Source organism: Pseudonocardia sp. ICBG1034, from assembly GCF_020131375.1.
Classification (GTDB): domain Bacteria; phylum Actinomycetota; class Actinomycetes; order Mycobacteriales; family Pseudonocardiaceae; genus Pseudonocardia; species Pseudonocardia alni.
Genome location: NZ_JAHLEK010000023.1, coordinates 655,371 through 678,165 on the forward strand (window position 1 = coordinate 655,371; position 22,795 = coordinate 678,165).

Sequence of the window (22,795 nt, forward strand, 5' to 3'; positions counted from 1 at the left end):
GGTGAGGCGGGGATCGGTCGGGTCAGGTCGCCTGACGGGCCGCGTCGCGGTGCCGGTCGAGCCAGTCCCGCAGGTCCGCGAGCGGGGTCGCCCGGCCCGGTTCGTGGTAGATCTCGTGCCAGAAACCGTCGTACCAGAGCACGGTGGTGTCGGCCGACCCGGAGCGCTCGTCGAGCAGCCGGGTGCCCGCCGGGTCGGTCAGCCGGTCCGCGGTCCCGTGCTGCACGAGCAGCGGGATCCGCAGCTCGGCGGCCCGGACGGGCAGCTCGGCCATCTGCCGGTAGATCTCCGCGCCGAGGGCCAGGGTGGGGCGGCCGTGGTGCACGAGCGGGTCGGCGTCGTAGTCGGCGACGACGGCCGGGTCCGAGCTGATCGCGGAGGTGTCGATCCCGACCGGGCGGACCGTGGGCAGGACCTTCGCGACGACCGACAGCAGCGGCACGAGCGCGGCCGGGACGGCGTCGGAGGCCAGTGCGGGCGCGGACAGGACGAGCCCGTCGAGGCGGTTCTGGTGGCGCAGCGCGTAGGCGAGCGCGATCTGGCCGCCGAGGCTGTGCCCGAGCAGGAACACCGGGACGCCGGGGTGGCGGGCGATGGTCTCGCGGCGGAACGTCTCGAAGTCGGTGAGCAGGTCGTCGTAGCGGCGGACGTGCACCCGGGTGCCGCCGGAGCGGCCGTGGCCGCGGTGATCGAGGCCGTACACGGCCCAGCCGTCCGGGACCAGCGTGTCGACGACGGCGTCGTAGCGGCCGGAGTGCTCTCCGATGCCGTGGCTGACCAGCAGGACGCCGCTCGGGTCGCCCTCGGGGAGGCGGCCCTGCCAGAACAGCTCGACACCACCGACGCCGGGGAGCCGGCCGTGGACCTCCGTGGTGCCGGTCACGAGCCCGCCAGGTCCCGCCGCTCGTCGCCACCGGGGACGAGGTCGACCTCCACGCCCGGGCCGTCGCCCGCGGCCAGCAGGTAGCGGCCGGGGTCGAGGTCGGCCAGGCGGTAGGTCCCGTCCGCCGCGGCGGTCGTCGAGGCGACCGGTTCGCCGTCCTGGGAGAGCACGACGCCGGTGCCCGCGGGCGCCGAGCCGTGGACGGCGGCGGCAGCGGCCAGGCGCAGGGTGGTACCGGCGTCGTCGTCGCCGACGGTGCAGGTCGCGACGCCGGGCAGGTGTCCGTCGGCGCGGGCGACGACGACGAACGCCCCGGCGCCCGGCGCCGTGACGTGCGCCGTGCCGTCGGCGTCGGTGGTGGCGGAGCCGATCGGCCCGCCGGAGCGGTCGCGCAGCGCGACCTCGGCGCCGGGCAGCGGGGCGTCGGTGGCGTCGACGACGCGGACCTCGATGTCCTGTGGTGCCGTGTCCGGCACGACCGCCGACGGCACGGGCCCGGTCCGGAGCACGGACAGGGAGACGTCCTCGGCGCGGTCGGGGCGGGTGGCGGTGGTCGGGCCGGCGTGCACGGGTGTCTCCTCGGCCTCCGGCGCGGTGGCGGACCGCTCCGGGGTGGTGGGGTCCGGGGTCGGGGCCTCGGCCTGCGGGTCCTGCTCCTGCAGCCCCTGGTCCCTCGGGGCCTGCTCCTGCGGGGCCTGGCGGGGCGGGGCCGGGTCCGTCGCATCGGGGGCGGCGGTCGCGGCGTCGTCCGTCGTGGCGTCGTCCGTCGTCTCGGCTCCGGCCGCATCCCCGGTCGGGGTCTCGCGCTCGCCGGTGCCCGGCACGGAGGCGTCGGTGTCCCCCGCCGGACCACGGACGTCGACGGCGTCGACCGCACCGGCCGCGCGGTCGGTGGTCACCGTGCCGCCGGAGCCCGCCTCGGAACCGGCGTCCCCGGTCTCGCCGGACACGACGGTGTCCTCGCCAGGAGCGGTGCCCTCGTCGGGGCCGCTGTCGGTCGCGGACGTCCCGCGCAGCGACGGGGCGAGGTGCCGTGGTCCACCCCCGGGACGCGCCGACCGCAGGACCCGCGGGGCGGGCCGCGGCGGCGGCTCGGGGCTGTCAGTGGTCTCGCGCGTGGCACGGGCGCCGGAGGCGGCGAGCCCGATCGACGGGATCCGGCTCACCGGCGGGGTGTCGCCGGCCGTCTCGGGTGCGCCGGCCTGCTCGGGGACGCGGCCCGCCCAGGTGTGCGGGGTCGAGATGCGGTCCCGCGCCTCCCGGAACTCCCGCTCGGTGTCCGGGTCGGCCGGAGCGCGGACCGACGTGCGCTCCGACGGCAGCGCCGTGACCCGCCGGACCAGGTCCGGGTCGAAGGGCGCGCGGGACGGGGTCGTGGCGGCGGGCGGGGCCTCGTCGACCGACTCGTCGGCCTCCTCCCCGGCGGAGGCGGTGTCCCCGACGGACGCGACGTCCCCGGTGACGCCGGTGGACCCGGTGACGCCGGTCGACGCGGTGACCCCGGTCGACGCGCCGGCGGGCGCCCCGGACGCGGTCGTCGACACCTCACCCACGACCGCGGTCCCGGAGGTGGGCGTGCTGATGTCGGGCGCCGAGCTGTCCGGGCCGGTGCCGGTGGCCGCGGTCGCCTCGTCGGCGGTACGGGCAGCGGGGTCCGCGACCGGCCGTCGTCGCACGAAGGGCGTCGGGGCCGGGGTCCGCCGGGCCGGTGCCACCTCGACGGGCTCGAGCGGTTTGCCGTCCTTGAACCCGCGCGACCACGGCGGGCCGACCGGGCCCGCGCTCACGTCGGGCGTGACCCGCGGGACCGCCGGCAGCTCGTCGGTGGGATCGGCCGTGCCGACCGCCTCGGTGATGTCGGGCGCCGACGACGACGGCCCGACGTCCGGGGCGGTGTCCTCCGCGTCGGGGGGCCGTGGGCGCTCCTGCTGCGGACGGACCGCGGCGACGGGCGTGGTCGCGGCGACCGTGTCGTCGGGAGCGTCGTCCGCCGCGGCGGCGGACCCGGCGGTCTCACGGTCCGCGGCCGGCTCCTCGTCGACCACGGGCTCCGGGGCATCGGCGACCGGAGGCGCCGGAGAACCCGGGGCCGCCGGGGGCACGGACGGGTCGGGCGCGGGCCTGCCGGGCCCGTCGTCGAGGCCGCGGGCGCGGCGGTCGACGAGATCGGCGACGGTGCGCGGACGGTCCCCTTCGGACGACGCGACGTCGTCCTCCCGGCCCCGCCCCCACCGCAGGAATCCGGCGATCCCGACGGCCACCAGCACCACCACCACAACCAGCCCGAGCAGGGCCCACGTCGACATCTGGAAGTCCTCCTGCCGGAGCTGCGCGAACCGTCGTCCACGACAGGGTGCGGCCCGGGAGGAGGTGCCCGTCGCCGGGCCCGCCGCCCGGCCGGCCACGGTGACCCGGTCGGCGCATCCGGCGACGCACCGTAGCACCGCGGCCCCCCTGACCGGGGGTGATCGGAGGCGTCCCGCGTGTCGGTCGCGGCGGTTGCCCGTATCACCCCGGGCGGCCGGGCCGGGCGTCCGCTCATCCGCCAGGATCGACCCATGACCAGCGACCCGGTGACCCCCGAGCTCGCCGAGATCGCCGACGCGTACGGCGTCGCGACCTCGTACCTCGACGGCAGCAGGACCGAGCAGCCGATCGACGCGGAGGTGGTCCGCACCGTCCTCGGGCTGCTGGAGGTCGACGTCGCCTCCCCCGAGGCGCAACGGGTGGCGCTCGCCGGGGCCCGCGAGCGCGCCGGCGCCGGGGCGCTGCCGCCGACGATCGGACTGCGCAGCGACCGTTCCCGCACCGTGCCGGGCCGTGGTCGCCTCACCGCCGTCGACGGTGCGCGTGGCGACGAGGGATGGGCCCGCGACATCGACGGCGAGCTCCCCGCCGGGCTGGAGCCGGGCCGCTACGCGTGCGAGACGACGGCCGGGCGTGCCCACGTCGTCGTCGCGCCGCCCAGGCTGCCCGACCCGCCCCGGACGTGGGGCTGGATGCTGCAGCTCTACGCCCTGCACTCGCGCGACTCGTGGGGCATCGGCGACCTGGGCGACCTGACCACGCTGATCCGCGGCGGGCACGGCGCGGGCGCGGTGCTGCTCAACCCGCTGCACGCGATCACCCCGGTGCCGCCGGTGCAGCCGTCGCCGTACACACCGTCGTCGCGCCGCTACGCCACCCCGCTGAGCCTGCGGGTCACCGATCTCCCGGCCTATGCCGCCGCCGACTCGGTCACCCGAGCCGAGGTCGACGCCCTGCGCCCGGAGACGACCGGCGACCGGATCGCGCACGACCGGGTCTGGGCGGCGAAGCGGTCCGCGCTGGAGGCGCTGTGGCGCAGCGCCGGGTACCCCGACGGCGCCCCGGATGCCGACCTGCGCGACTTCGCGACCTACTGCGCGCTGGCCGAGCGCTTCGGCGGCCGCTGGTCGCTGTGGCCGGACGACCTGCGTCGTCCCGACGCCCCCGGCGTCGCCGCCGCCCGTGCCGAACTGACGCCGCGCGTCGCGTTCCACGCCTGGGTGCAGCGCCAAGCCGAGGCGCAGCTGGCCGGGGTCCGGGCCGCGGCGCAGGACGCGGGGATGCCGGTCGGTGTCATCCACGACCTCGCCGTGGGCTGCGACCCCGAGGGCGCCGACGCGTGGATGCTGCAGGACGTGCTCGCGCTCGGCGCGACGGTCGGTGCACCGCCGGACGCGTTCAACCAGCGCGGCCAGACGTGGGGCCTGCCGCCGTGGCGCCCGGACCGCCTCGCCGACACCGGTTACGCCGCGTTCGGCGACATGACCCGCGCACTGCTCGCGCACGCCGACGGCCTGCGGATCGACCACGTCATGGGGCTGTGGCGGCTGTGGTGGGTGCCGTCGGGGCAGACGGCCGACCGCGGCACCTACGTCCACTACGACGCCGACGCGATGCTCGCGGTGCTGCTGCTGGAGGCCCACCGCGCGGGCGCGCTGGTCGTCGGCGAGGACCTGGGCACGGTGATCCCGCGGATCCGCGAGGACATGGCCGAGCGGAACCTGCTGGGCTCGACGGTGCTGTGGTTCTCCCGCGACCCCGACCCGGTGACCGGCGGCGACGACGGCCCGCTGCGCCCGCCGCGTCGCTGGCCCGAGCGGTCGGTCGCGACGATCTCCACCCACGACCTGCCGACCGCGCCCGGGTTCCTGGCCGGTGAGCAGGTGCGGGTGCGCGCCGAGCTGGGGCTCCTCGACGACCCGACGACCGAGGAGGCGAAGGCCGGAGCCGAACGGGACGAGCTGCTGGCGTTGCTGACCTCGGAGGGGCTGCTCGACTCCCCGGACGAGACCGACGAGGACACGATCGTCGTCGCGTTGCACGCGCTGCTGGCGTCGGCGCCGTCGCGGCTGGTCCTGGCGTCCCTCTACGACGTGCTGGGCGAGACGCGGCAGCCGAACCTGCCCGGCACCGTCGACGAGTACCCGAACTGGCGGATCCCGCTGCCGGTGTCGCTGGAGGACGCGCTCGCCGACGACCGGGTCCGCCGCGTCGCCGAGGTGCTGCGCGCCCGGACCGGCGACGACGGCTGATCCGCGGCCCTGGCAGGATGCCGCCCCGATGAGTGCCGAGAACAGCTCCGCGGGCATGGACCCGACCGCCGTCGACCTCGTGCGGGCCGACGGCACCGCCGGCGCGTTGTGGCAGGCCTGGACCACCGGCGAACGGATCGCCGCGCTGCCGGAGCTGCTGCGTCCGCGCAGCCTGGCCGAGGGATTCACCGCGCAGGGCAGGTTGTCGGAGCGGGCCGGGCCGTCCTACGGCTGGAAGCTCGCGGCGACCGCGCCCGCCGGGCAGGCCCACATCGGGGTGGACGCCCCGCTGCCGGGGGCGCTGTTCGAGCGGTTCCGGCACTCCCCCGGTGACGTGGTGCCCTCCGACGACCTGCACATGGCCGTCGCCGAGGCGGAGTTCGCGTTCGTGATGGGTGCCCCGGTGGGTGCCGACGCGACCCGTGAGGAGCTGCGCGCCGCGGTCGCGGCCGTGCACGGGGCGGTGGAGCTGCCCGAGTCGCGGTTCACCGACTTCGTCGCCGCGGGGGCGCCGTCGCTGATGGCCGACGCCGCGTGCGCCGGCCGGTTCGTGCTGGGCCCGGAGCTCCCCGGCGCCCTCGACCTCGACCTCGCCGCGACCCCGACCACCCTGCGGGTCGACGACGAGCAGGCGGCCGGATCCGGCGCGGCCGTCCTCGGGGACCCGTGGACCGCGTTGGCGTGGCTCGCCGACGTCCTGCCCGGCTACGGCCTGCGGCTCGAGGCGGGCGCGGTCGTCACCACCGGGACGACGACCGTCCCGCTGCCCGTGCACCGCGGCGCCCGGGTGCGGGCGAGCTTCGGCGACGACCTCGGCGCGGTGGAGTTCACGCTCGCCCCGTGAGCACGGCGGGGGTCAGCGCACGACGTTGAGCGCCCCGGCCGCGCAGCGGACGCGGATCGCGGTGCCGCCGGCGACCTCGTCGACCTCGCCGTCGATCTGCACCGGCATCGGCCCGCACGCGGTGAACCGGAAGTCCGAGGTCGCGGGCTGACGGCCGAGCCCGGAGAACGCCGCCCGGGCCGCCACCCACAGCTGCTTCCACTTCGGACGGTGCTCCAGCAGCACGACCTCGAACCGGCCGTCGTCGGGACGGCTCGTGGCCGACAGCTCGGCGACCTTGGCCATCTCGCCGATGTTGGCGAAGACCAGGTTGTCGATCCGGCGCCGGTCGCCGCGGGAGAACTCCACCTCGAACGGTGTGAACGCCCAGAACGCCCGCACCGTGGTGATCACCTCGCGGATGCTGCCCTTGCCGCCCTTCTCGATCTGCAGCGCGACGACGGGGGTGAGCCCGAAACCGATGTAGGAGTGCGCGTAGTGCGGCGGGTCGTCGTCGCGGTGCATCTCGAGCAGGTCCATCGGCTCGGGGCGGCCGTCGAGGATCGCCTCGGCCAGCGGACGGCGTGCGGTGACGCGGTCGTGGTCGTTGGCGTTCCCGGCGGCGAGGACGGCGGCCGAGGCGTCCGTGCCCGGGACGTCCATGATCCCGTTGACGACCTCGTTGTAGCCGCCGTCGCCGGACGCCGACACGATGAGCGGGCGCCCGCCCGCGGACGCGGCCTCGCGGGCGATGACGCGGGCGTGCCCGGCGTACTCGGTGGGCACCAGCCGCACGGTCAGCTCGGGCCGGGCGGTGCCGAGCTCGTCGCGCAGCTGTTCGGCGAGCACGTCGGCGTCCCCCGTACTGCCCGGGTTGAAGACCACCAGCACGGAGTCGATCGGCTCAGCCACGCGCACACCGTAGACGCCTGCGGTCCCGGCACGGTTGCGGCACGGTGGGAATCATGGATCTGCAACTGAACGGGCGCCGGGCGATCGTCACCGGTGGGAGCCGCGGCATCGGGTTGGCGACGGCCAGGGCGCTCGCCGCCGAGGGCGCCCGGGTGGCATTGTTCGCGCGCGACGCGGGCGTCCTGGAGGCCGCAGCGGCCGGACTGCGCGCCGGGGGCGCGCCGGAGGTGCTGGCCGTCGCCGTCGACACCACCGACGACGACGCGGTCCGCCGCGGCGTCGCCGCCGTCGCCGACCGGTTCGGTGGGGTGGACGTGCTGGTGAACGCCGCGGCGCGGCCGGCGAGCGCGGGCCCGCCGACCGACCTGGCCTCGATCACCGACGACGCGGTGCGGGTCGAGCTGGAGACGAAGGTCCTCGGCTACCTGCGGTGCGCGCGGGCGGTCGCGCCGCTGATGCGGGCGCAGGGGTGGGGGCGGATCGTGAACGTCAGCGGCCTGAACGCGCGGAAGTCGTCGTCGCTGGTGGGGTCGGTGCGCAACGTCGCGGTGGCCTCGATGACGGCGGCGCTCGCCCAGGAGCTGGGTCCGCACGGCATCAACGTGACGGTCGTGCACCCCGGAGTCACCGAGACCGAGCGGACGCCCGACGCCGTCGCCGCGCGGGCGGAGTCGGCCGGGATCACCGGGGCCGAGGCCCGCGCGGAGCTGGACGCGACGACGACGATCGGCCGCATCACGACCGCCGCGGAGGTCGCCGATGTCATCACGTTCCTGTGCTCGCCCCGTTCGGTCGCGATCACCGGCGACGCCGTCGCCGCGGGTGGGGGAACACCGGGCGTCGTGCACTACTGAGGCCCGGACCGCCGTCCCGGATGGCACGATGGTCCGATGGAGGGGACCCGCGTGGACCGGTGGCTGTGGTCGGTGCGCCTGGCCAAGACCCGTGCCGACGCCGCGACGGCGTGCCGGGGCGGGCACGTGCGGATCAACGACCGGCCCGCGAAGCCGGCGGCGACGGTGCAGGTCGGCGACCGGGTGCGGGCGCGGGTGTACGACCGGAACCGGATCGTCGAGGTCACCCGGGTGATCGAGAAGCGGGTCGGTGCCCCGGTCGCGCAGGAGTGCTACATCGACCACACCCCGCCGGAGCCGAGCACCGCGGGGCAGCCGTTGTTCGCCCACCGCGACCGCGGCGCCGGCCGCCCGACGAAGCGCGACCGCCGCATGCTCGACCAGCTGGGGCTGTCCCGCCGCACCTCCTAGGCCGGTGTGAGGATGGGGGCATGTACGACGCCCTCATGCGCCACGTGCTCCGGCACGTCCCGTCCGAACCCGCGCACCGGATGGGGTTCGGTGTGGTCCGCGCGCTCGGGACCGCACCCGTCGTGGGTGAGCGGGTAGCGGAGCGGTTCGCCCCGTCGGACCCCGTGCTGCGCACCCGGGCGCTGGGTCTGGAGTTCGCGGGCCCACTCGGCCTCGCCGCCGGTTTCGACAAGGACGCCGAGGGTGTGCTCGCGCTCGGCAGGCTCGGGTTCGGCGCGGTCGAGATCGGCACGGTGACCGGCCGGGCGCAGCCCGGCAACCCTCGGCCCCGCCTGTTCCGGCTCGTCGACGACGCCGCGCTGGTCAACCGGATGGGCTTCAACAACTCCGGTGCCGGGACCGTCGGGCCCCGCCTCGCCGCGCTCCGGGCCCGCTCCGGGCCGGGGATGCCGGTGCTCGGGGTCAACATCGGCAAGAGCAAGGCGGTACCCGCCGAGGACGCCGCGTCGGACTACCGTGCGAGCGCCGCCGCGCTGGGCGCCTACGCCGACTACGTCGTGGTCAACGTCAGCTCCCCGAACACCCCCGGTCTGCGGGACCTGCAGCAGGTCGACGTGCTGGAGCCGCTGCTCGTCGCGGTCCGCGAGGAACTGGACCGGGTGTCCCGGGACCGTCGTGTCCCGCTCCTGGTGAAGATCACGGTCGACCTCGCGCCGGAGGATCTCGACGCCGTCGCCGATCTGGCCCGCCGGATGCGGCTCGACGGGGTCGTCGCCACGAACACGACCGTCTCCCGCGACGGTCTACGCACTGCCCCCGACGTCGTCGCCGCCACCGGTGCGGGTGGGCTGTCCGGCCGTCCGCTGACCGAGCGGGCCCGTGCCGTCGTGCGGCAGCTGCGGACCCGCCTCGACGACGACCAGGTCGTCGTCTCCGTCGGCGGGATCGCCGACGCCGAGGAGGCCTACCGCCGGATCCGTTCCGGCGCGGCACTGGTGCAGGCCTACACCGGTTTCGTCTACGGCGGTCTGCTCTGGCCGGCCCGGGTCCACCGCGAGCTCGCGGCGCTGTTGCGCGGCGACGGCTTCTCGTGTGTCGACGACGCCGTGGGCGCCGATCTCTGACGCCTGCGGCGACCGGTGTTCCCGCCGGTCGCCCTCCGCGCATCCCACGTCGCACATGTTTCTGTGACCTCGCAGGCCCTCAGAGGGTGCGAGGTCACAGGAAGGGGTGCGAGGTGCGGCCGGCCCACCAGCAGGACCGGACCGAGATGCGACTCCCGACTCCGCCGGGGGAGCGGCACGCCCCCGACCAGCAACCCCTCAGGGACCCGCACCAGCGCTCGGGGACGGACACACCGACACCCGGCCCGGAAACGAGATATGCCCCGGACTCGGAAGTCCGGGGCATATCCCATGAAAGTTGAATGTCGGCGGCGACCTACTCTCCCACACCCTGGCGAGTGCAGTACCATCGGCGCTGGAAGGCTTAGCTACCGGGTTCGGAATGGGACCGGGCGTTTCCCTACCGCAATGACCACCGACAACACTATCCAACTATCACCCCACCCCGAACCCGGGACGAGGGTCGAGCACACAAACCGACTCCACACCTGCCCCGGGCGTACCCGGGGACAGTGTGGATGGTTGTGGACTCAGGGTCACACAGTGGATGCGAACAACTCGTTGTGGCAAGCCCTCGGCCTATTAGTACCGGTCAACTCCACCCCTCACAGGGCTTCCATCTCCGGCCTATCAACCCAGTCATCTACTGGGAGCCTTACCCACTCGAAGGTGGTGGGAGACCTCATCTTGGAACAGGCTTCCCGCTTAGATGCCTTCAGCGGTTATCCCTCCCGAACATAGCCAACCAGCCGTGCCCCTGGCGGGACAACTGGCACACCAGAGGTTCGTCCGTCCCGGTCCTCTCGTACTAGGGACAGCCTTCCTCAAGTCTCCAACGCGCGCGGCGGATAGGGACCGAACTGTCTCACGACGTTCTAAACCCAGCTCGCGTACCGCTTTAATGGGCGAACAGCCCAACCCTTGGGACCTACTCCAGCCCCAGGATGCGACGAGCCGACATCGAGGTGCCAAACCATGCCGTCGATATGGACTCTTGGGCAAGATCAGCCTGTTATCCCCGGGGTACCTTTTATCCGTTGAGCGACACCCCTTCCACAAGGTGGTGCCGGATCACTAGTCCCGACTTTCGTCCCTGCTCGACCCGTCAGTCTCACAGTCAAGCTCCCTTGTGCACTTACACTCAACACCTGATTGCCAACCAGGCTGAGGGAACCTTTGGGCGCCTCCGTTACTCTTTGGGAGGCAACCGCCCCAGTTAAACTACCCACCAGGCACTGTCCCTGAACCAGATCATGGCCCGAGGTTAAGACACCCAATTCGACCAGAGTGGTATTTCAACAACGACTCCACCACCACTGGCGTGGCGATTTCACAGTCTCCCACCTATCCTACACAAGCCGAACCGAGCACCAATACCAAGCTATAGTAAAGGTCCCGGGGTCTTTCCGTCCTGCCGCGCGTAACGAGCATCTTTACTCGTAGTGCAATTTCGCCGAGTCTGTGGTCGAGACAGCGCCCAAGTCGTTACGCCATTCGTGCAGGTCGGAACTTACCCGACAAGGAATTTCGCTACCTTAGGATGGTTATAGTTACCACCGCCGTTTACTGGCGCTTAAATTCTCCGCTTCGCCCCGAAGAGCTAACAGGTCCTCTTAACGTTCCAGCACCGGGCAGGCGTCAGTCCGTATACATCGTCTTGCGACTTCGCACGGACCTGTGTTTTTAGTAAACAGTCGCTTGGGCCTGGTCTCTGCGACCGGCCGTCCCTAGCCCGCAAGGAGCCTCAAGACAACCGGCCCTCCTTCTCCCGAAGTTACGGAGGTATTTTGCCGAATTCCTTAACCACAGTTCGCTCGATCGCCTCGGTATTCTCTACCTGACCACCTGTGTCGGTTTGGGGTACGGGCCGCAACAGCACTCGCTAGAGGCTTTTCTCGACAGCATGGGATCACCCTCTTCGCCTCAATCGGCTACGCATCACCTCTCACCCTTCACGAGCCCCGGATTTACCTAGGACTCGGGCTACAGGCTTACACCACGACAACCACCGCGTGGCGGAGCTACCCTCCTGCGTCACCCCATCACTTGCCTACTACCAGATCGGATCCCACGCTCCCCCACAAACAACACTCCCGAAGGAGCGAAGGTGGGTTCGGATGGTTAGCATCACCAGCCTCGGCATGGACGCACTATCACGAGCACGGGAATATCAACCCGTTGTCCATCGACTACGCCTGACGGCCTCGCCTTAGGTCCCGGCTCACCCTGGGCGGAACAACCTGGCCCAGGAACCCTTGGTCATCCGGCGGCAGAGATTCTCACTCTGCATTCGCTACTCATGCCTGCATTCTCACTCCCACACCCTCCACCCGTAAATCACTCCCGGGCTTCACCAGATGCAGGACGCTCCCCTACCCAACAACACACAAGTGTCATTGCCACGGCTTCGGCGGTGCGCTTGAGCCCCGCTACATTGTCGGCGCAGGACCACTTGACCAGTGAGCTATTACGCACTCTTTCAAGGGTGGCTGCTTCTAAGCCAACCTCCTGGTTGTCCGGGCGATCCCACATCCTTTCCCACTTAGCGCACGCTTAGGGGCCTTAGCCGGTGATCTGGGCTGTTTCCCTCTCGACCACGAAGCTTATCCCCCGCAGTCTCACTGCCGCGCTCTCACTCACCGGCATTCGGAGTTTGGCTGACTTCGGTAAGCTTGTCGGCCCCCTAGGCCATCCAGTGCTCTACCTCCGGTGAGAAACACACGACGCTGCACCTAAATGCATTTCGGGGAGAACCAGCTATCACGAAGTTTGATTGGCCTTTCACCCCTACCCACAGCTCATCCCCCAGGTTTTCAACCCTGGTGGGTTCGGGCCTCCACGACGTCTTACCGACGCTTCACCCTGGCCATGGGTAGATCACTCCGCTTCGGGTCTACACCCCGCGACTATGGCGCCCTATTCGGACTCGCTTTCGCTACGGCTACCCCACACAGGTTAACCTCGCCACGAAGCATAACTCGCAGGCTCATTCTTCAAAAGGCACGCCATCACCCCGAAAGGCTCTGACGGCTTGTAAGCACACGGTTTCAGGTACTATTTCACTCCCCTCCCGGGGTACTTTTCACCTTTCCCTCACGGTACTTGTCCGCTATCGGTCACCAGGTAGTATTTAGGCTTGACGGGTGGTCCCGCCAGATTCACAGCGAATTTCACGGGCTCGCTGCTACTCGAGAACACGCCCACAACAGAACCCAATGTTTTCGCGTACGGGGCTATCACCCACTACGGCCGACCATCCCAGAGTCGTTCCGCTAACACAGATCCTTGCTGTCCCACCCTCGGCAGAAGATGAACGACACGTCTCACAACCCCGCACCCGCAACGCCTGCCGGCTTGACACGGACACGGTTTAGCCTCTTCCGCTTTCGCTCGCCACTACTCACGGAATCACTATTGTTTTCTCTTCCTGTGGGTACTGAGATGTTTCACTTCCCCACGTTCCCTCCACGCACCCTATGAATTCAGGTACGGGTAACGCCCCATGACGGGCGCTGGGTTTCCCCATTCGGACACCCTCGGATCACAGCTCGGTTGACAGCTCCCCGAGGCCTATCGCGGCCTCCCACGTCCTTCATCGGCTCCTGATGCCCAGGCATCCACCATGTGCTCTTAACAACTTGACCACAACAAGATGCTCGCATCCACTATGCAACACTCAACCCACAACCACACCCAACCAAGAAACAACCACCACCCACACACGCAGGCGTTAGGAAGCCCTCGACCAGAGCGGCCAAAGAAAACAACCCACAGGATGTCTTCTCAGGACCCAACAGTGTGCCAAGCCAAACGGTCCGACGTACTGCGTTCCACCCAACGCACCCGACCCACGAACGAGGCCGCAAATGCGATTCAATGAAGGAACCACAGACTCACCATGAGCACAACTCACAGAGCATCGTGGTGCCCCACCACATGATGGGACTCCTTAGAAAGGAGGTGATCCAGCCGCACCTTCCGGTACGGCTACCTTGTTACGACTTCGTCCCAATCGCCAGTCCCACCTTCGACAGCTCCCTCCACAAGGGTTGGGCCGCCGGCTTCGGGTGTTACCAACTTTCGTGACGTGACGGGCGGTGTGTACAAGGCCCGGGAACGTATTCACCGCAGCGTTGCTGATCTGCGATTACTAGCGACTCCAACTTCACGGGGTCGAGTTGCAGACCCCGATCCGAACTGAGACTCACTTTAAGGGATTCGCTCCACCTCACGGTCTCGCAGCCCTCTGTATGAGCCATTGTAGCATGTGTGAAGCCCTGGACATAAGGGGCATGATGACTTGACGTCATCCCCACCTTCCTCCGAGTTGACCCCGGCAGTCTCCCATGAGTCCCCACCATTACGTGCTGGCAACATGGAACAAGGGTTGCGCTCGTTGCGGGACTTAACCCAACATCTCACGACACGAGCTGACGACAGCCATGCACCACCTGCACACCAACCACAAGGGAAGCCCTATCTCTAGGGATGTCTGGTGCATGTCAAACCCAGGTAAGGTTCTTCGCGTTGCATCGAATTAATCCACATGCTCCGCCGCTTGTGCGGGCCCCCGTCAATTCCTTTGAGTTTTAGCCTTGCGGCCGTACTCCCCAGGCGGGGCGCTTAATGCGTTAGCTGCGGCACAGAAACCGTGGAATGGTCCCCACACCTAGCGCCCAACGTTTACGGCGTGGACTACCAGGGTATCTAATCCTGTTCGCTCCCCACGCTTTCGCTCCTCAGCGTCAGTATCGGCCCAGAGACCCGCCTTCGCCACCGGTGTTCCTCCTGATATCTGCGCATTTCACCGCTACACCAGGAATTCCAGTCTCCCCTGCCGAACTCAAGTGATGCCCGTATCGACCGCACGCTCAGAGTTAAGCCCCAAGTTTTCACGGCCGACGCGACACACCGCCTACGAGCTCTTTACGCCCAATAATTCCGGACAACGCTCGCACCCTACGTGTTACCGCGGCTGCTGGCACGTAGTTGGCCGGTGCTTCTTCTCCAGGTACCGTCAATTGCTCTTCGTCCCTGGCGAAAGAGGTTTACAACCCGAAGGCCGTCATCCCCCACGCGGCGTCGCTGCGTCAGGCTTCCGCCCATTGCGCAATATTCCCCACTGCTGCCTCCCGTAGGAGTCTGGGCCGTGTCTCAGTCCCAGTGTGGCCGGTCGCCCTCTCAGGCCGGCTACCCGTCACCGCCTTGGTAGGCCATCACCCCACCAACAAGCTGATAGGCCGCGGGCCCATCCCCCACCGAAAAAACTTTCCACCACCAACCATGCGATCAGTGGTCCTATCCGGTATTAGACCCAGTTTCCCGGGCTTATCCCAGAGTGGAGGGCAGGTCACCCACGTGTTACTCACCCGTTCGCCGCTCGTGTACCCCCGAAAGGGCCTTACCGCTCGACTTGCATGTGTTAAGCACGCCGCCAGCGTTCGTCCTGAGCCAGGATCAAACTCTCCAACAAAACCCTGACTTGCAACAAACAACTGGCCACAACACCCGACGGGATCGAATGCTGCAACCAAACAAACAATTTGGCACAAAACGCCAAACCGAATCAAAATAGCTCGACACACTGTTGAGTTCTCAAAAGACACCCGCACCGCACTCACCCACCCCCCACACAAGGAAGCAGGATCCTGAAGACGGATCGCCTTGACCCACCAAGACAATCACACCGAGAAACTCGATGAACCACCGGGGGTCGCCGTCCGCGGGGCCTGTTGACCGAACCCCTCAAGGCCCGTTCTGTCCGGCTCACTCGCTGACAGGAAGAAAGTTACGGCACGGTGTCCGGGGCCGTCAAACCGGGGGGTCCCCGGGGCGAACTCCAGGCGTCGTCGCAGGTCACCGCGGTGGTCGGAAACGAACTCCTGGTTACCGACACCCTCTCACCGAGCGATACCGGCGATCACCGATCTGTGTGACGCCGACCACGGTCTCTTCGCGATGGGTTGTCCACGTGGTCTTCTCGGTGGTCGGGCCACCATCCGTTCAGGTCTCGAATCGGCCCGTGACCTGCGCTGTCAGGGTGCGGTCGGGGTGCGCCGTCGAGTGGCCGTCCGGTACCGCCGTGGTCCGGTTCCGGCCGTCGGCCGGAACCCCGTCCCGCACGACGGCCCGTGGTTACGGTGCAGGTGCCCCGCTTCCGGCCCACCGTCGGATCCGACCCGTCCTCCGCCGTCGCGAGGCAGGACGTCCACAACGGAGCGCCGGGGACGGCCTGGGCGATCGCCGGGACGGTCCTCTCGCGGGCGACCACGGAGCGGCCTCGGCCCCTCCGATCCCGGGCCGCGTGGGGCTCGGCCGCGTCGCTCCGGCCCCCACCGTCCCGGGTGGAGGGGGCTCCGTCCCGCCGTTTCGGCTCCCGGAGCCCCACCACGGACGGCGGGTGATCCCCCCGGATCGGCGCTCGACGGGCCGGACCACTCACCGATTTCTTGTCACGAGGACATGACGACGGCCCGTCTGACCTGCGGGGACGACCGATGGTGGTGTCCGGGCCCGCGTCGTCACCGCATCAGGGGGGTATCCGTGCCCGTTCCGGCGCGTTGGTCCGTCGAGTGCTCCTCGTCGGGTCCTGCAGCGCGTCGGGGGCGAATGCGCGACGCGATCCGACGAGGAGCACTCCCTTCACCCCTCCTCCACGCGCGGCGACACCGGTCGGTGTCGCCGCGCGTACGGGCTCACGGAGCGGCGGGAGCGGCCGGCGCCGCGGGAGCGGCGGACGACCCCGGGGCCGCGGGGGCAGCAGGGGCCGCGGGAGCGGCCGGGGCAGCGGCGCCGCCCTGGCGCGGAGCCGTGACACCCGGAGCCGTCGCACCCGGGGCGGCCGGGGCGGCGCCCGGAGCGGGCGGCGTCGGGGCCCCGGCAGGCGGCGCGGGCGGAGTCGCGCCGTCACGACCCGGCCCACCGGCCGGACCGCACGCACCAGGACCGGCACCGTCGGGGCCGCGGCCCGGACCACCGGTCTCACCACCGGGACCACCGGAGCCGTCGGGTCCACCGGGTCCGCCGGGGCCGCGGCCGTCGGCGGCGACCGCCGTGCGGGCGGGGCCGTCGGCGGCGACCGCCGTGCGGGCGGGGCCGTCGGCGGCGACCGCCGTGCGGGCGGGGCCGTCGGCGGCGACCGCCGTGCGGGCGGGGCCGTCGCCCGGCCCGGCGAACGCGGTCCCGACGATCAGGCCGCTCGCGGTGGCCCCGACGACCAGGCCGATCACGCCGGCCGCGACCGCGGGCAGCGCGGACCGGCGTCGCAGGGCGGCGAACCGGCGTCGTCGCGGAGGGTCACCCGCGTCGGAGGCGGCGGCCACCGTCCCCCCGCCGTGCACGCCGTCCCGGACGTGCGGTGTCGGGGTGTGGGCGGTGGGGGTCTCGTCGGCGGGGACCGGGGGCTGCCGGTCGGTGGGGCGGTCGTCGTCGTCGCGCGGGGTGCGGTTCTCGTCGTTCATGGTTCTCCTCGGACGGTGCCGTGCCCGGAAGAGGGCAGCGGCGGGTCGCGGACCGCCGGACGGCGGACCGCTGGGGGTCGGGTGGGATCAGCCGGCGGGAGGCCGCGCGGCGTCGACGACGTCGCGGGCGGCGGACGTCGTCGCGGGCAGCAGCTCCGACACCGAGTCGACGATCCGGCTGCCGCCCAGTGACTGCGCGAGCGTCGTCACGGGGGCGAGCGCCTCGGCGCTCACGACCGCGGGGACCACCCACGAGACCAGCCAGATCACCAGCAGTGCGGTCACGGCACCGGTGACGGCGCCGACGATGCGGTCCAGGAAGGACAACCTGCCGCGGGCGAGCACCCGGCTGACCAGTCCGCCGAGGAACCCGCCGACCAGCGAGCCCAGCAGCAGACCGGCGAGCACCCCGACCAGGCCCCACAACCAGGCCGAGTCGGGGGTGTCGCCGTAGCGGGCCAGGTTCGAGCCCCAGGCCGCGCCGACGCCGGCACCGACCACGAGACCGAGCAGGCGCCCGGCCCGGGCCACGCCGCCGAGCCGGCGGAACCCGCCGATCGCGGCGGCCACCACGATGATCAGGACGATCACGTCGAGCAGGGTCATCTCTTCCTCTCCGCGCCGCGGGCCGGGCGGCCCGTCGTCTCGGTGTCTGCCACGACAGTGCCCGCGGTACCTGAGACGGACCTGAAACCGGCGGGTCCTTCAGGTCCCCCTCAGCCTCGCGGCGCACCCTTGTGCCGTGAGCACACGCCAGGACGACGACAGCCGCGGCCCCACGACCCGGGTCCTGGTGCTCGAGGACTCCGACGCCATCCGCGAGTCCGTCGTGGACGCGCTGGCCGATGCCGGGCACGTGACCGAGGGCGTCGTCGACGGCGTCGCGTTCGAGGAGCGGCTCGCCGCGTTCCGGCCGGACCTCGTCGTCCTGGACGTGATGCTCCCCGGCGGGCGCGACGGGTTCGAGCTGATCGACGTCGTGCGTGGGCACGGGGACGCCGGGATCGTCATGCTCACCGCGCGCGACGCGCTGGCCGACCGGCTCCGCGGGCTCGACTCGGGCGCCGACGACTACGTCCTCAAGCCCTTCGCGCTCGACGAGCTCGTGGCCCGGGTCGCGGCGGTGCTGCGCCGCCGGGGCAGGCTGCCGTCCGCGGTGCAGGTGGGCGACCTCGTCCTCGACCCCGACGCCGCCGTCGCCTCCCGCGGGGGGACGGTGCTGGAGCTGTCCGCGACCGAGTTGCGGCTGCTCACCTACCTCGCCGAGCAGCGCGGACGCACCGTGTCCAAGGCGCAGATCCTGCGCTCGGTCTGGGGCTACGACGCCTACGACCCCAACCTCGTCGAGGTCCACGTGTCGGCGCTGCGCCGCAAGCTGGAGGCACACGGTCCGCGGTTGCTGCACACCGTGCGGGGCCTCGGCTACTCGCTGCGCGGGCCGTCGTGAGCTCGGCCGCGCAGGCCCGCACCGCCACCCCGTCGCTGCGCCGCCGGGTCACCGCGGCGGTGCTCGGGGTGGTGGCGGTGCTGCTGGTCCTGGTGGTGGTGCTCGTCGACGTCCTGCTCGGGGCCCGCCTGGAGTCCGATCTCGACTCCCGGCTGCGGGACCGTGTGGTGCAGGCCCAGCAGCTGATCGCGGCGGGAGCCACCCCGGAGGAGCTGGTCACCGGGCTGTCCGGCCAGCAGATCCGGATCAAGGTGAGCACCGCCGACGGGGAGGTCATGGGCGACCCCGGACTGAACGCGCCCGGTACCCCACCGCCGGCCGGCCGGCCGGACCGCGGCCCCGGTGGTGACCGCACCGACGACCCGAGCAGGCCGCCGTCCGCCCCGGTCCCGGCCGGACGGCCACCCGTCCCGCCGGACACCGGCAGCCGCACCGTGACCCTCGACGCCGGTGGCGGGGCGACGGTCGAGCTCGTCGCCGACGCCTCCGACGTCGCCCAGGTCCGCAACGGTCTGCGCGCGGTGCTGGCCGGATCGGTGCTGCTGACCCTGCTCGTCGCGCTCGGTGCGGTGTCGTTCGTCGTGCGGACGGCGCTGCGCCCGCTGGACCGGATGACCGCGCTCGCCGGGCGGATCACCGCGGGCGAGCGCGACGCGCGGCTCCGGCCCGATCGCCCGCACACCGACCTCGGTACCGCGGCGGCGGCGATGGACGGCATGCTCGACGCCCTCACCGACGCCGAGCGGCGCTCCCGGGAGGAGGCCGAGCGGACCCGGGTGTTCCTGGCCGACGCCGCGCACGAGCTGCGGACACCGCTGTCCGGGATCACCGCCGTCGCCGAGACGCTGGAGCGGTCCGGGCCCGACGCCGACCCCGCCCGCCGCACCCGGCGCCTGGAGCTGCTGCTCGGCGAGACGCGCCGGGCCGGGCGGCTGGTCACCGACATGCTCGACCTGGCCCGCATCGACGGCGGCACCGCGGTGGCGCCACGGGAGGTCGACGTCGCCGGGATCGCGCGCGCCGAGACCCGGCGGGCCGCGGTGCTCGCGCCCGGGCTGACCGTCGACGGCCACGGGGAGCCCGCCGCGGTGCGCGCCGACCCGCAGGCGGTGTCGCGCATCCTCGCCAACCTGCTGGACAACGCCCGCCGGCACACCCCCGACGGCGGGCGGATCGAGGTCGTCACCCGGACCGACCGGGCGGCCGGGACCGTGTCGGTCTCGGTGCACAACACCGGCACCCCGATCGCCGACGGCGACCGCGAGCGCGTCTTCGACCGGCTCGTCCGGCTCCAGGACGCCCGTGACCGGGACAGCGGCGGCGCCGGGCTCGGCCTCGCGATCGCCCGCGGCCTGGCCCGCGCGCACGGTGGCGACCTCACCTGCCCGCCCGACGACGACGGCGCCACCTTCGTCCTCACCCTGACCGTGACGGGCCCGGACGGCCCCGGCCGACTACCGTCGTGACGTCACGCAACCGTCAGTCCGACACCGTCCGATCCGGGAGGCCGCGGTGACCGAGGAACCGCGGATCCCCCGGGGTCTGGTGATCGCGTCGAGCCTGGCCTGGCGCGGTCTCCTCGTCGCGACCGCCGTCGCCGTCGTGCTGTGGCTGATCGCGCAGCTCGCGGTGCTGGTCGTGCCGGTGGTGCTCGCGCTGATCCTGACCGCGCTGCTGGCGCCGGTGGCCCGGATCCTGAACCGGGTCCCGCTGGTTCCCCGCGGTCTGGCGACGGGTGTCGTCGTCGCGGGCGGGGTGGCGGTGGCGGTCGGGGTGCTGTGGTGGGCGGTCGCGGCGTTCCTCGACGGGTTGCCGAGCCTGTCGGCGAGCATCGGTGAGACGGTCGTCGCGCTGCGGGACCGGCTGGCCGGGCCGCCGTTCCGGCTCGACGACACCCAGCTCTCGGCCGTCTTCCAGTCGCTGCTCGACACCTTGGCGCGCAACCAGGCCGCGCTGGCGAACAACGCGATCGGCGCCCTGGGGACCGCGGGCGAGCTGGCCGCCGAGACCCTGTTGATGCTGTTCGTGCTGATCTTCCTGATCCACGACGGGGCGCGGATCTGGCGGTTCGTCCTCGGCGCGGTCCCGCAGCACGTACGGCGGAGGGCCGACGTCGCGGGCCGGCGGGCGTTCGCGTCGCTGGTCGGCTACACCCGGGCGACGGTCGTCGTGGCCGCCGTCGACGCGGTGACCGCGGCGGTCGGCCTGTGGGTGATCGGGGTCCCGCTGGTCGTCCCGCTGGCCACGCTGATCTTCTTCGGCGCGTTCGTCCCGACCGTCGGCGCCGTCGTCACCGGGATCGTGGCGGTGCTCGTCGCGCTCGCCTCCGGGGGCTGGGTGGACGCGCTGCTCGTGATCGGCCTGCTCCTGATCGTGCAGAACGTCGAGGGCTACATCCTGCAGCCGCTGCTGCTGGGCCGATCGGTACGGCTGCACCCGCTCGCGGTGGTGCTGCCGATCAGCGCCGGGCTGATCGTCGGCGGGGTGCCCGGGGCACTGCTCGCGGTGCCGCTGGTGACCCTCGCCGACGCCGGTGTCCGCTCACTGCGCCGGCCCGGCGACGGGACGCTGCGCGACGCGGGCACCGTCGACCCGCTGGACCCGCGTTCGGCGCGGCCGCTGCGCGGCGAGGGCCCCGGGCCCGTCGCGCTCCCCGGCCCGGTCTGATCCGCAACCCGGATCCGGGTTTCGAGACACGGCACACCTTCGCAGGTCAGCGCGGTTTGTCCGGGAAGGCGATCGGCTATCCCCGGAGTGCCTCGCTCGACGAACGGAGGACGACGTCATGTCATCGATCGGGTCCGACGCACGCCGGCTGAACGGGTTGCACCGGATCAGCAGCCTGCTCGTCGGGATCATGCTCCTGGTGTTCGGGGTGCTGGGCTTCACGAACAACCTCGACTTCTTCTCCACCACCGGGTCGCCGGTGCTGGGGCTGTCCACGAACCTGCTGCTGTCGACCGTGTCGGTGGTCGTCGGCGCGGTGCTGGTCGGCGCCGCCGTCCGGGGCGGCCGCTTCGCCTCGACGGTCAGCGTGACCGTCGGCGCGCTGTTCCTGCTGTCCGGTGTGGTCAACGTGCTGCTCATCGGCACGCCGTACAACCTGCTGGCGTTCCGGATGCCGAACGTCGTGTTCAGCCTGCTCGTGGGCCTGGTGATGCTGGTCCTCGGCGCGTACGGGCGGTTCAGCGGCCGGCTGCCGTCGGACAACCCCTACGCGGCGGAGCAGAAGCACGTCGTCGACGCCGAGGGTGGCGACGACCGTGACCAGCGGCTGCCCGCCGGCGCCGCCGACATCGCCGCGGCCCGCTCCCTCGCCGACACCGAGCGGCTCGTCGCGAACGGTGGTGGGACCGAGGAGCAGCGCCGCATGCTCGCCGAGGTCGACGCCATCCGCGACACCGGTGAGCGCCGCGACGCGTGGAAGGCCCGCACCGAGCGCGGCGGCACACCGGCGTGACCGGCCGCCGCACGGCACCGGGCCGGGACACCGCACCGGTGCCGCCCGGCGTCGCGCCCGAGCCGGTCACCCCGGACCCGCCCGCCCCGGTCCGGCACCCGCTGCTGCACCAGTACTGGGCCGACGTGGTGTTCCTGCACTGGCGGGCCGACCCCGCCGCGGTGGCGCCGCTGCTGCCGCCCCGTACCCGTCCGGACACCCACGACGGCGTCACCTGGGTCGGGCTCGTCCACTTCCGGATGCGGCGGCTGGGCTTCGGCCCGCTGCCCGGCCTGCCCTGGCTCGGCAGCTTCGCCGAGACCAACGTCCGGCTGTACTCGGTGGACGACGAGGGCCGCCGGGGCGTGGTGTTCCGTTCGCTCGACGCCGACCGGATGCTGCCCGTGCTCGCCGCGCGGGGTGTCGCGGCCCTGCCCTACGACTGGTCGCCGTCGACGGTGTCCGGGCGGGTCGCCGAGGGCGAGGAGATCGCCTACTCCTGCACACGCCGCTTCCCCGGCCCGCGCGGCGTCTCCGCACGGACCCGGGTCCGCACCGGCGCCCCGCTGGCCGTGCCCGGGGAGCTCGAGCACTTCCTCACCGCACGCTGGGCGCTGCACACCCGGCGTCCGCTGGGCACCGTCCGCTGGCGCAACGACCACCCGCGCTGGCCGCTCCACCACGCCGAGCTGCTCGAACTCGACGAGAACCTGGTCGCCGCGGCCGGTGCCGCGCCGCCGTCGGGCCCCCCGGACAGCGTCCTCGCCTCGCCCGGTCTGCCCGTCCGGTTCGGCGGCTGGCGCCGGGTCCGCGAGCACCGGTGAGGGACACGTATCGCCGCGTCCGCGCCGCGCGCCCGGGATGAGGGCCTGTCGCGTACGCG

The 22,795-nt window shown here is 71.8% G+C and carries 15 protein-coding genes and 3 rRNA genes; 10 read left to right on the forward strand and 8 right to left on the reverse strand.

Annotation, left to right across the window (positions count from 1 at the left end):
- Nucleotides 1-22: 22 nt before the first annotated feature.
- Nucleotides 23-883, reverse strand: coding sequence for an alpha/beta hydrolase (locus tag KPF22_RS27440; RefSeq protein WP_208824522.1), 861 nt, complete (start codon nucleotides 881-883; stop codon nucleotides 23-25).
- Nucleotides 880-3,189 carry a carboxypeptidase-like regulatory domain-containing protein gene (locus tag KPF22_RS27445; protein WP_224403716.1) on the reverse strand — a complete coding sequence of 770 codons (2,310 nt, stop codon included), beginning with the start codon at nucleotides 3,187-3,189 and terminating at the stop codon, nucleotides 880-882. Before KPF22_RS27445 ends, KPF22_RS27440 begins: the two co-directional genes overlap by 4 nt.
- 252 nt (nucleotides 3,190-3,441) lie before the next feature.
- On the opposite strand from KPF22_RS27445, the gene malQ reads away from it, so the two are divergent.
- Together malQ and KPF22_RS27455 are read left to right on the forward strand one after the other, a co-directional pair.
- Nucleotides 3,442-5,442 carry a 4-alpha-glucanotransferase gene (gene malQ / locus KPF22_RS27450; RefSeq protein WP_224403717.1) on the forward strand — a complete coding sequence of 667 codons (2,001 nt, stop codon included), beginning with the start codon at nucleotides 3,442-3,444 and terminating at the stop codon, nucleotides 5,440-5,442.
- Nucleotides 5,443-5,470: 28 nt separating this feature from the next.
- Complete coding sequence (locus KPF22_RS27455) at nucleotides 5,471-6,286, forward strand: 2-keto-4-pentenoate hydratase (RefSeq protein ID WP_224403718.1); 816 nt, start codon at nucleotides 5,471-5,473, stop codon at nucleotides 6,284-6,286.
- 12 nt (nucleotides 6,287-6,298) lie between these two features.
- Here the strand turns inward: KPF22_RS27455 and KPF22_RS27460 are convergent, their stop codons facing one another.
- Entirely contained in the window at nucleotides 6,299-7,177 is an 879-nt protein-coding gene (locus tag KPF22_RS27460) for a diacylglycerol kinase family protein (RefSeq protein WP_208826880.1), read from the reverse strand.
- Between the two features lie 53 nt (nucleotides 7,178-7,230).
- On the opposite strand from KPF22_RS27460, the gene KPF22_RS27465 reads away from it, so the two are divergent.
- From KPF22_RS27465 to KPF22_RS27475, 3 genes are read left to right on the forward strand one after another with little or no spacing between them, the layout of a single operon-like run.
- Nucleotides 7,231-8,031, forward strand: coding sequence for an SDR family NAD(P)-dependent oxidoreductase (locus KPF22_RS27465; protein ID WP_224403719.1), 801 nt, complete (start codon nucleotides 7,231-7,233; stop codon nucleotides 8,029-8,031).
- 36 nt (nucleotides 8,032-8,067) lie between these two features.
- Nucleotides 8,068-8,442 carry an RNA-binding S4 domain-containing protein gene (locus KPF22_RS27470; RefSeq protein WP_208826876.1) on the forward strand — a complete coding sequence of 125 codons (375 nt, stop codon included), beginning with the start codon at nucleotides 8,068-8,070 and terminating at the stop codon, nucleotides 8,440-8,442.
- Nucleotides 8,443-8,462: 20 nt separating this feature from the next.
- Nucleotides 8,463-9,566: a quinone-dependent dihydroorotate dehydrogenase gene (locus tag KPF22_RS27475; protein ID WP_224403720.1), complete on the forward strand. Its 1,104-nt coding sequence runs from the start codon at nucleotides 8,463-8,465 to the stop codon at nucleotides 9,564-9,566.
- Nucleotides 9,567-9,869: 303 nt separating this feature from the next.
- On the opposite strand, the gene rrf is transcribed toward KPF22_RS27475, so the two are convergent.
- The 5 genes from rrf to KPF22_RS27500 all read right to left on the reverse strand — a co-directional run bounded on the left by rrf (nucleotide 9,870) and on the right by KPF22_RS27500 (nucleotide 17,632).
- Nucleotides 9,870-9,986 (reverse strand): 5S ribosomal RNA (rrf, locus tag KPF22_RS27480).
- A 142-nt stretch (nucleotides 9,987-10,128) separates the two neighbouring features.
- Nucleotides 10,129-13,210 (reverse strand): 23S ribosomal RNA (locus KPF22_RS27485).
- 309 nt (nucleotides 13,211-13,519) lie between these two features.
- Nucleotides 13,520-15,039 (reverse strand): 16S ribosomal RNA (locus tag KPF22_RS27490).
- The 16S, 23S and 5S rRNA genes sit together here, the layout of an rRNA operon.
- Nucleotides 15,040-16,261: 1,222 nt before the next feature.
- Complete coding sequence (locus KPF22_RS27495) at nucleotides 16,262-17,026, reverse strand: hypothetical protein (protein ID WP_224403721.1); 765 nt, start codon at nucleotides 17,024-17,026, stop codon at nucleotides 16,262-16,264.
- A gap of 87 nt (nucleotides 17,027-17,113) precedes the next feature.
- A complete protein-coding gene (locus KPF22_RS27500; protein WP_224403722.1) occupies nucleotides 17,114-17,632 on the reverse strand; it encodes a CvpA family protein in 519 nt (172 codons plus the stop codon).
- Between the two features lie 136 nt (nucleotides 17,633-17,768).
- Here KPF22_RS27500 and KPF22_RS27505 point away from each other — a divergent pair, with 136 nt between their 5' ends.
- From KPF22_RS27505 to KPF22_RS27525, 5 genes are all read left to right on the forward strand, one after another.
- A complete protein-coding gene (locus tag KPF22_RS27505; RefSeq protein WP_073575899.1) occupies nucleotides 17,769-18,473 on the forward strand; it encodes a response regulator transcription factor in 705 nt (234 codons plus the stop codon).
- Nucleotides 18,470-19,939: an ATP-binding protein gene (locus KPF22_RS27510; protein ID WP_224403723.1), complete on the forward strand. Its 1,470-nt coding sequence runs from the start codon at nucleotides 18,470-18,472 to the stop codon at nucleotides 19,937-19,939. The genes KPF22_RS27505 and KPF22_RS27510 overlap by 4 nt, the downstream gene beginning before the upstream one ends.
- Before the next feature lie 46 nt (nucleotides 19,940-19,985).
- Complete coding sequence (locus tag KPF22_RS27515) at nucleotides 19,986-21,140, forward strand: AI-2E family transporter (RefSeq protein WP_208826956.1); 1,155 nt, start codon at nucleotides 19,986-19,988, stop codon at nucleotides 21,138-21,140.
- Between the two features lie 118 nt (nucleotides 21,141-21,258).
- Nucleotides 21,259-21,933 carry a DUF4383 domain-containing protein gene (locus tag KPF22_RS27520; RefSeq protein ID WP_208826954.1) on the forward strand — a complete coding sequence of 225 codons (675 nt, stop codon included), beginning with the start codon at nucleotides 21,259-21,261 and terminating at the stop codon, nucleotides 21,931-21,933.
- Nucleotides 21,930-22,736, forward strand: coding sequence for a YqjF family protein (locus KPF22_RS27525; protein WP_224403724.1), 807 nt, complete (start codon nucleotides 21,930-21,932; stop codon nucleotides 22,734-22,736). The genes KPF22_RS27520 and KPF22_RS27525 overlap by 4 nt, the downstream gene beginning before the upstream one ends.
- The last annotated feature ends 59 nt before the right edge of the window (nucleotides 22,737-22,795 follow it).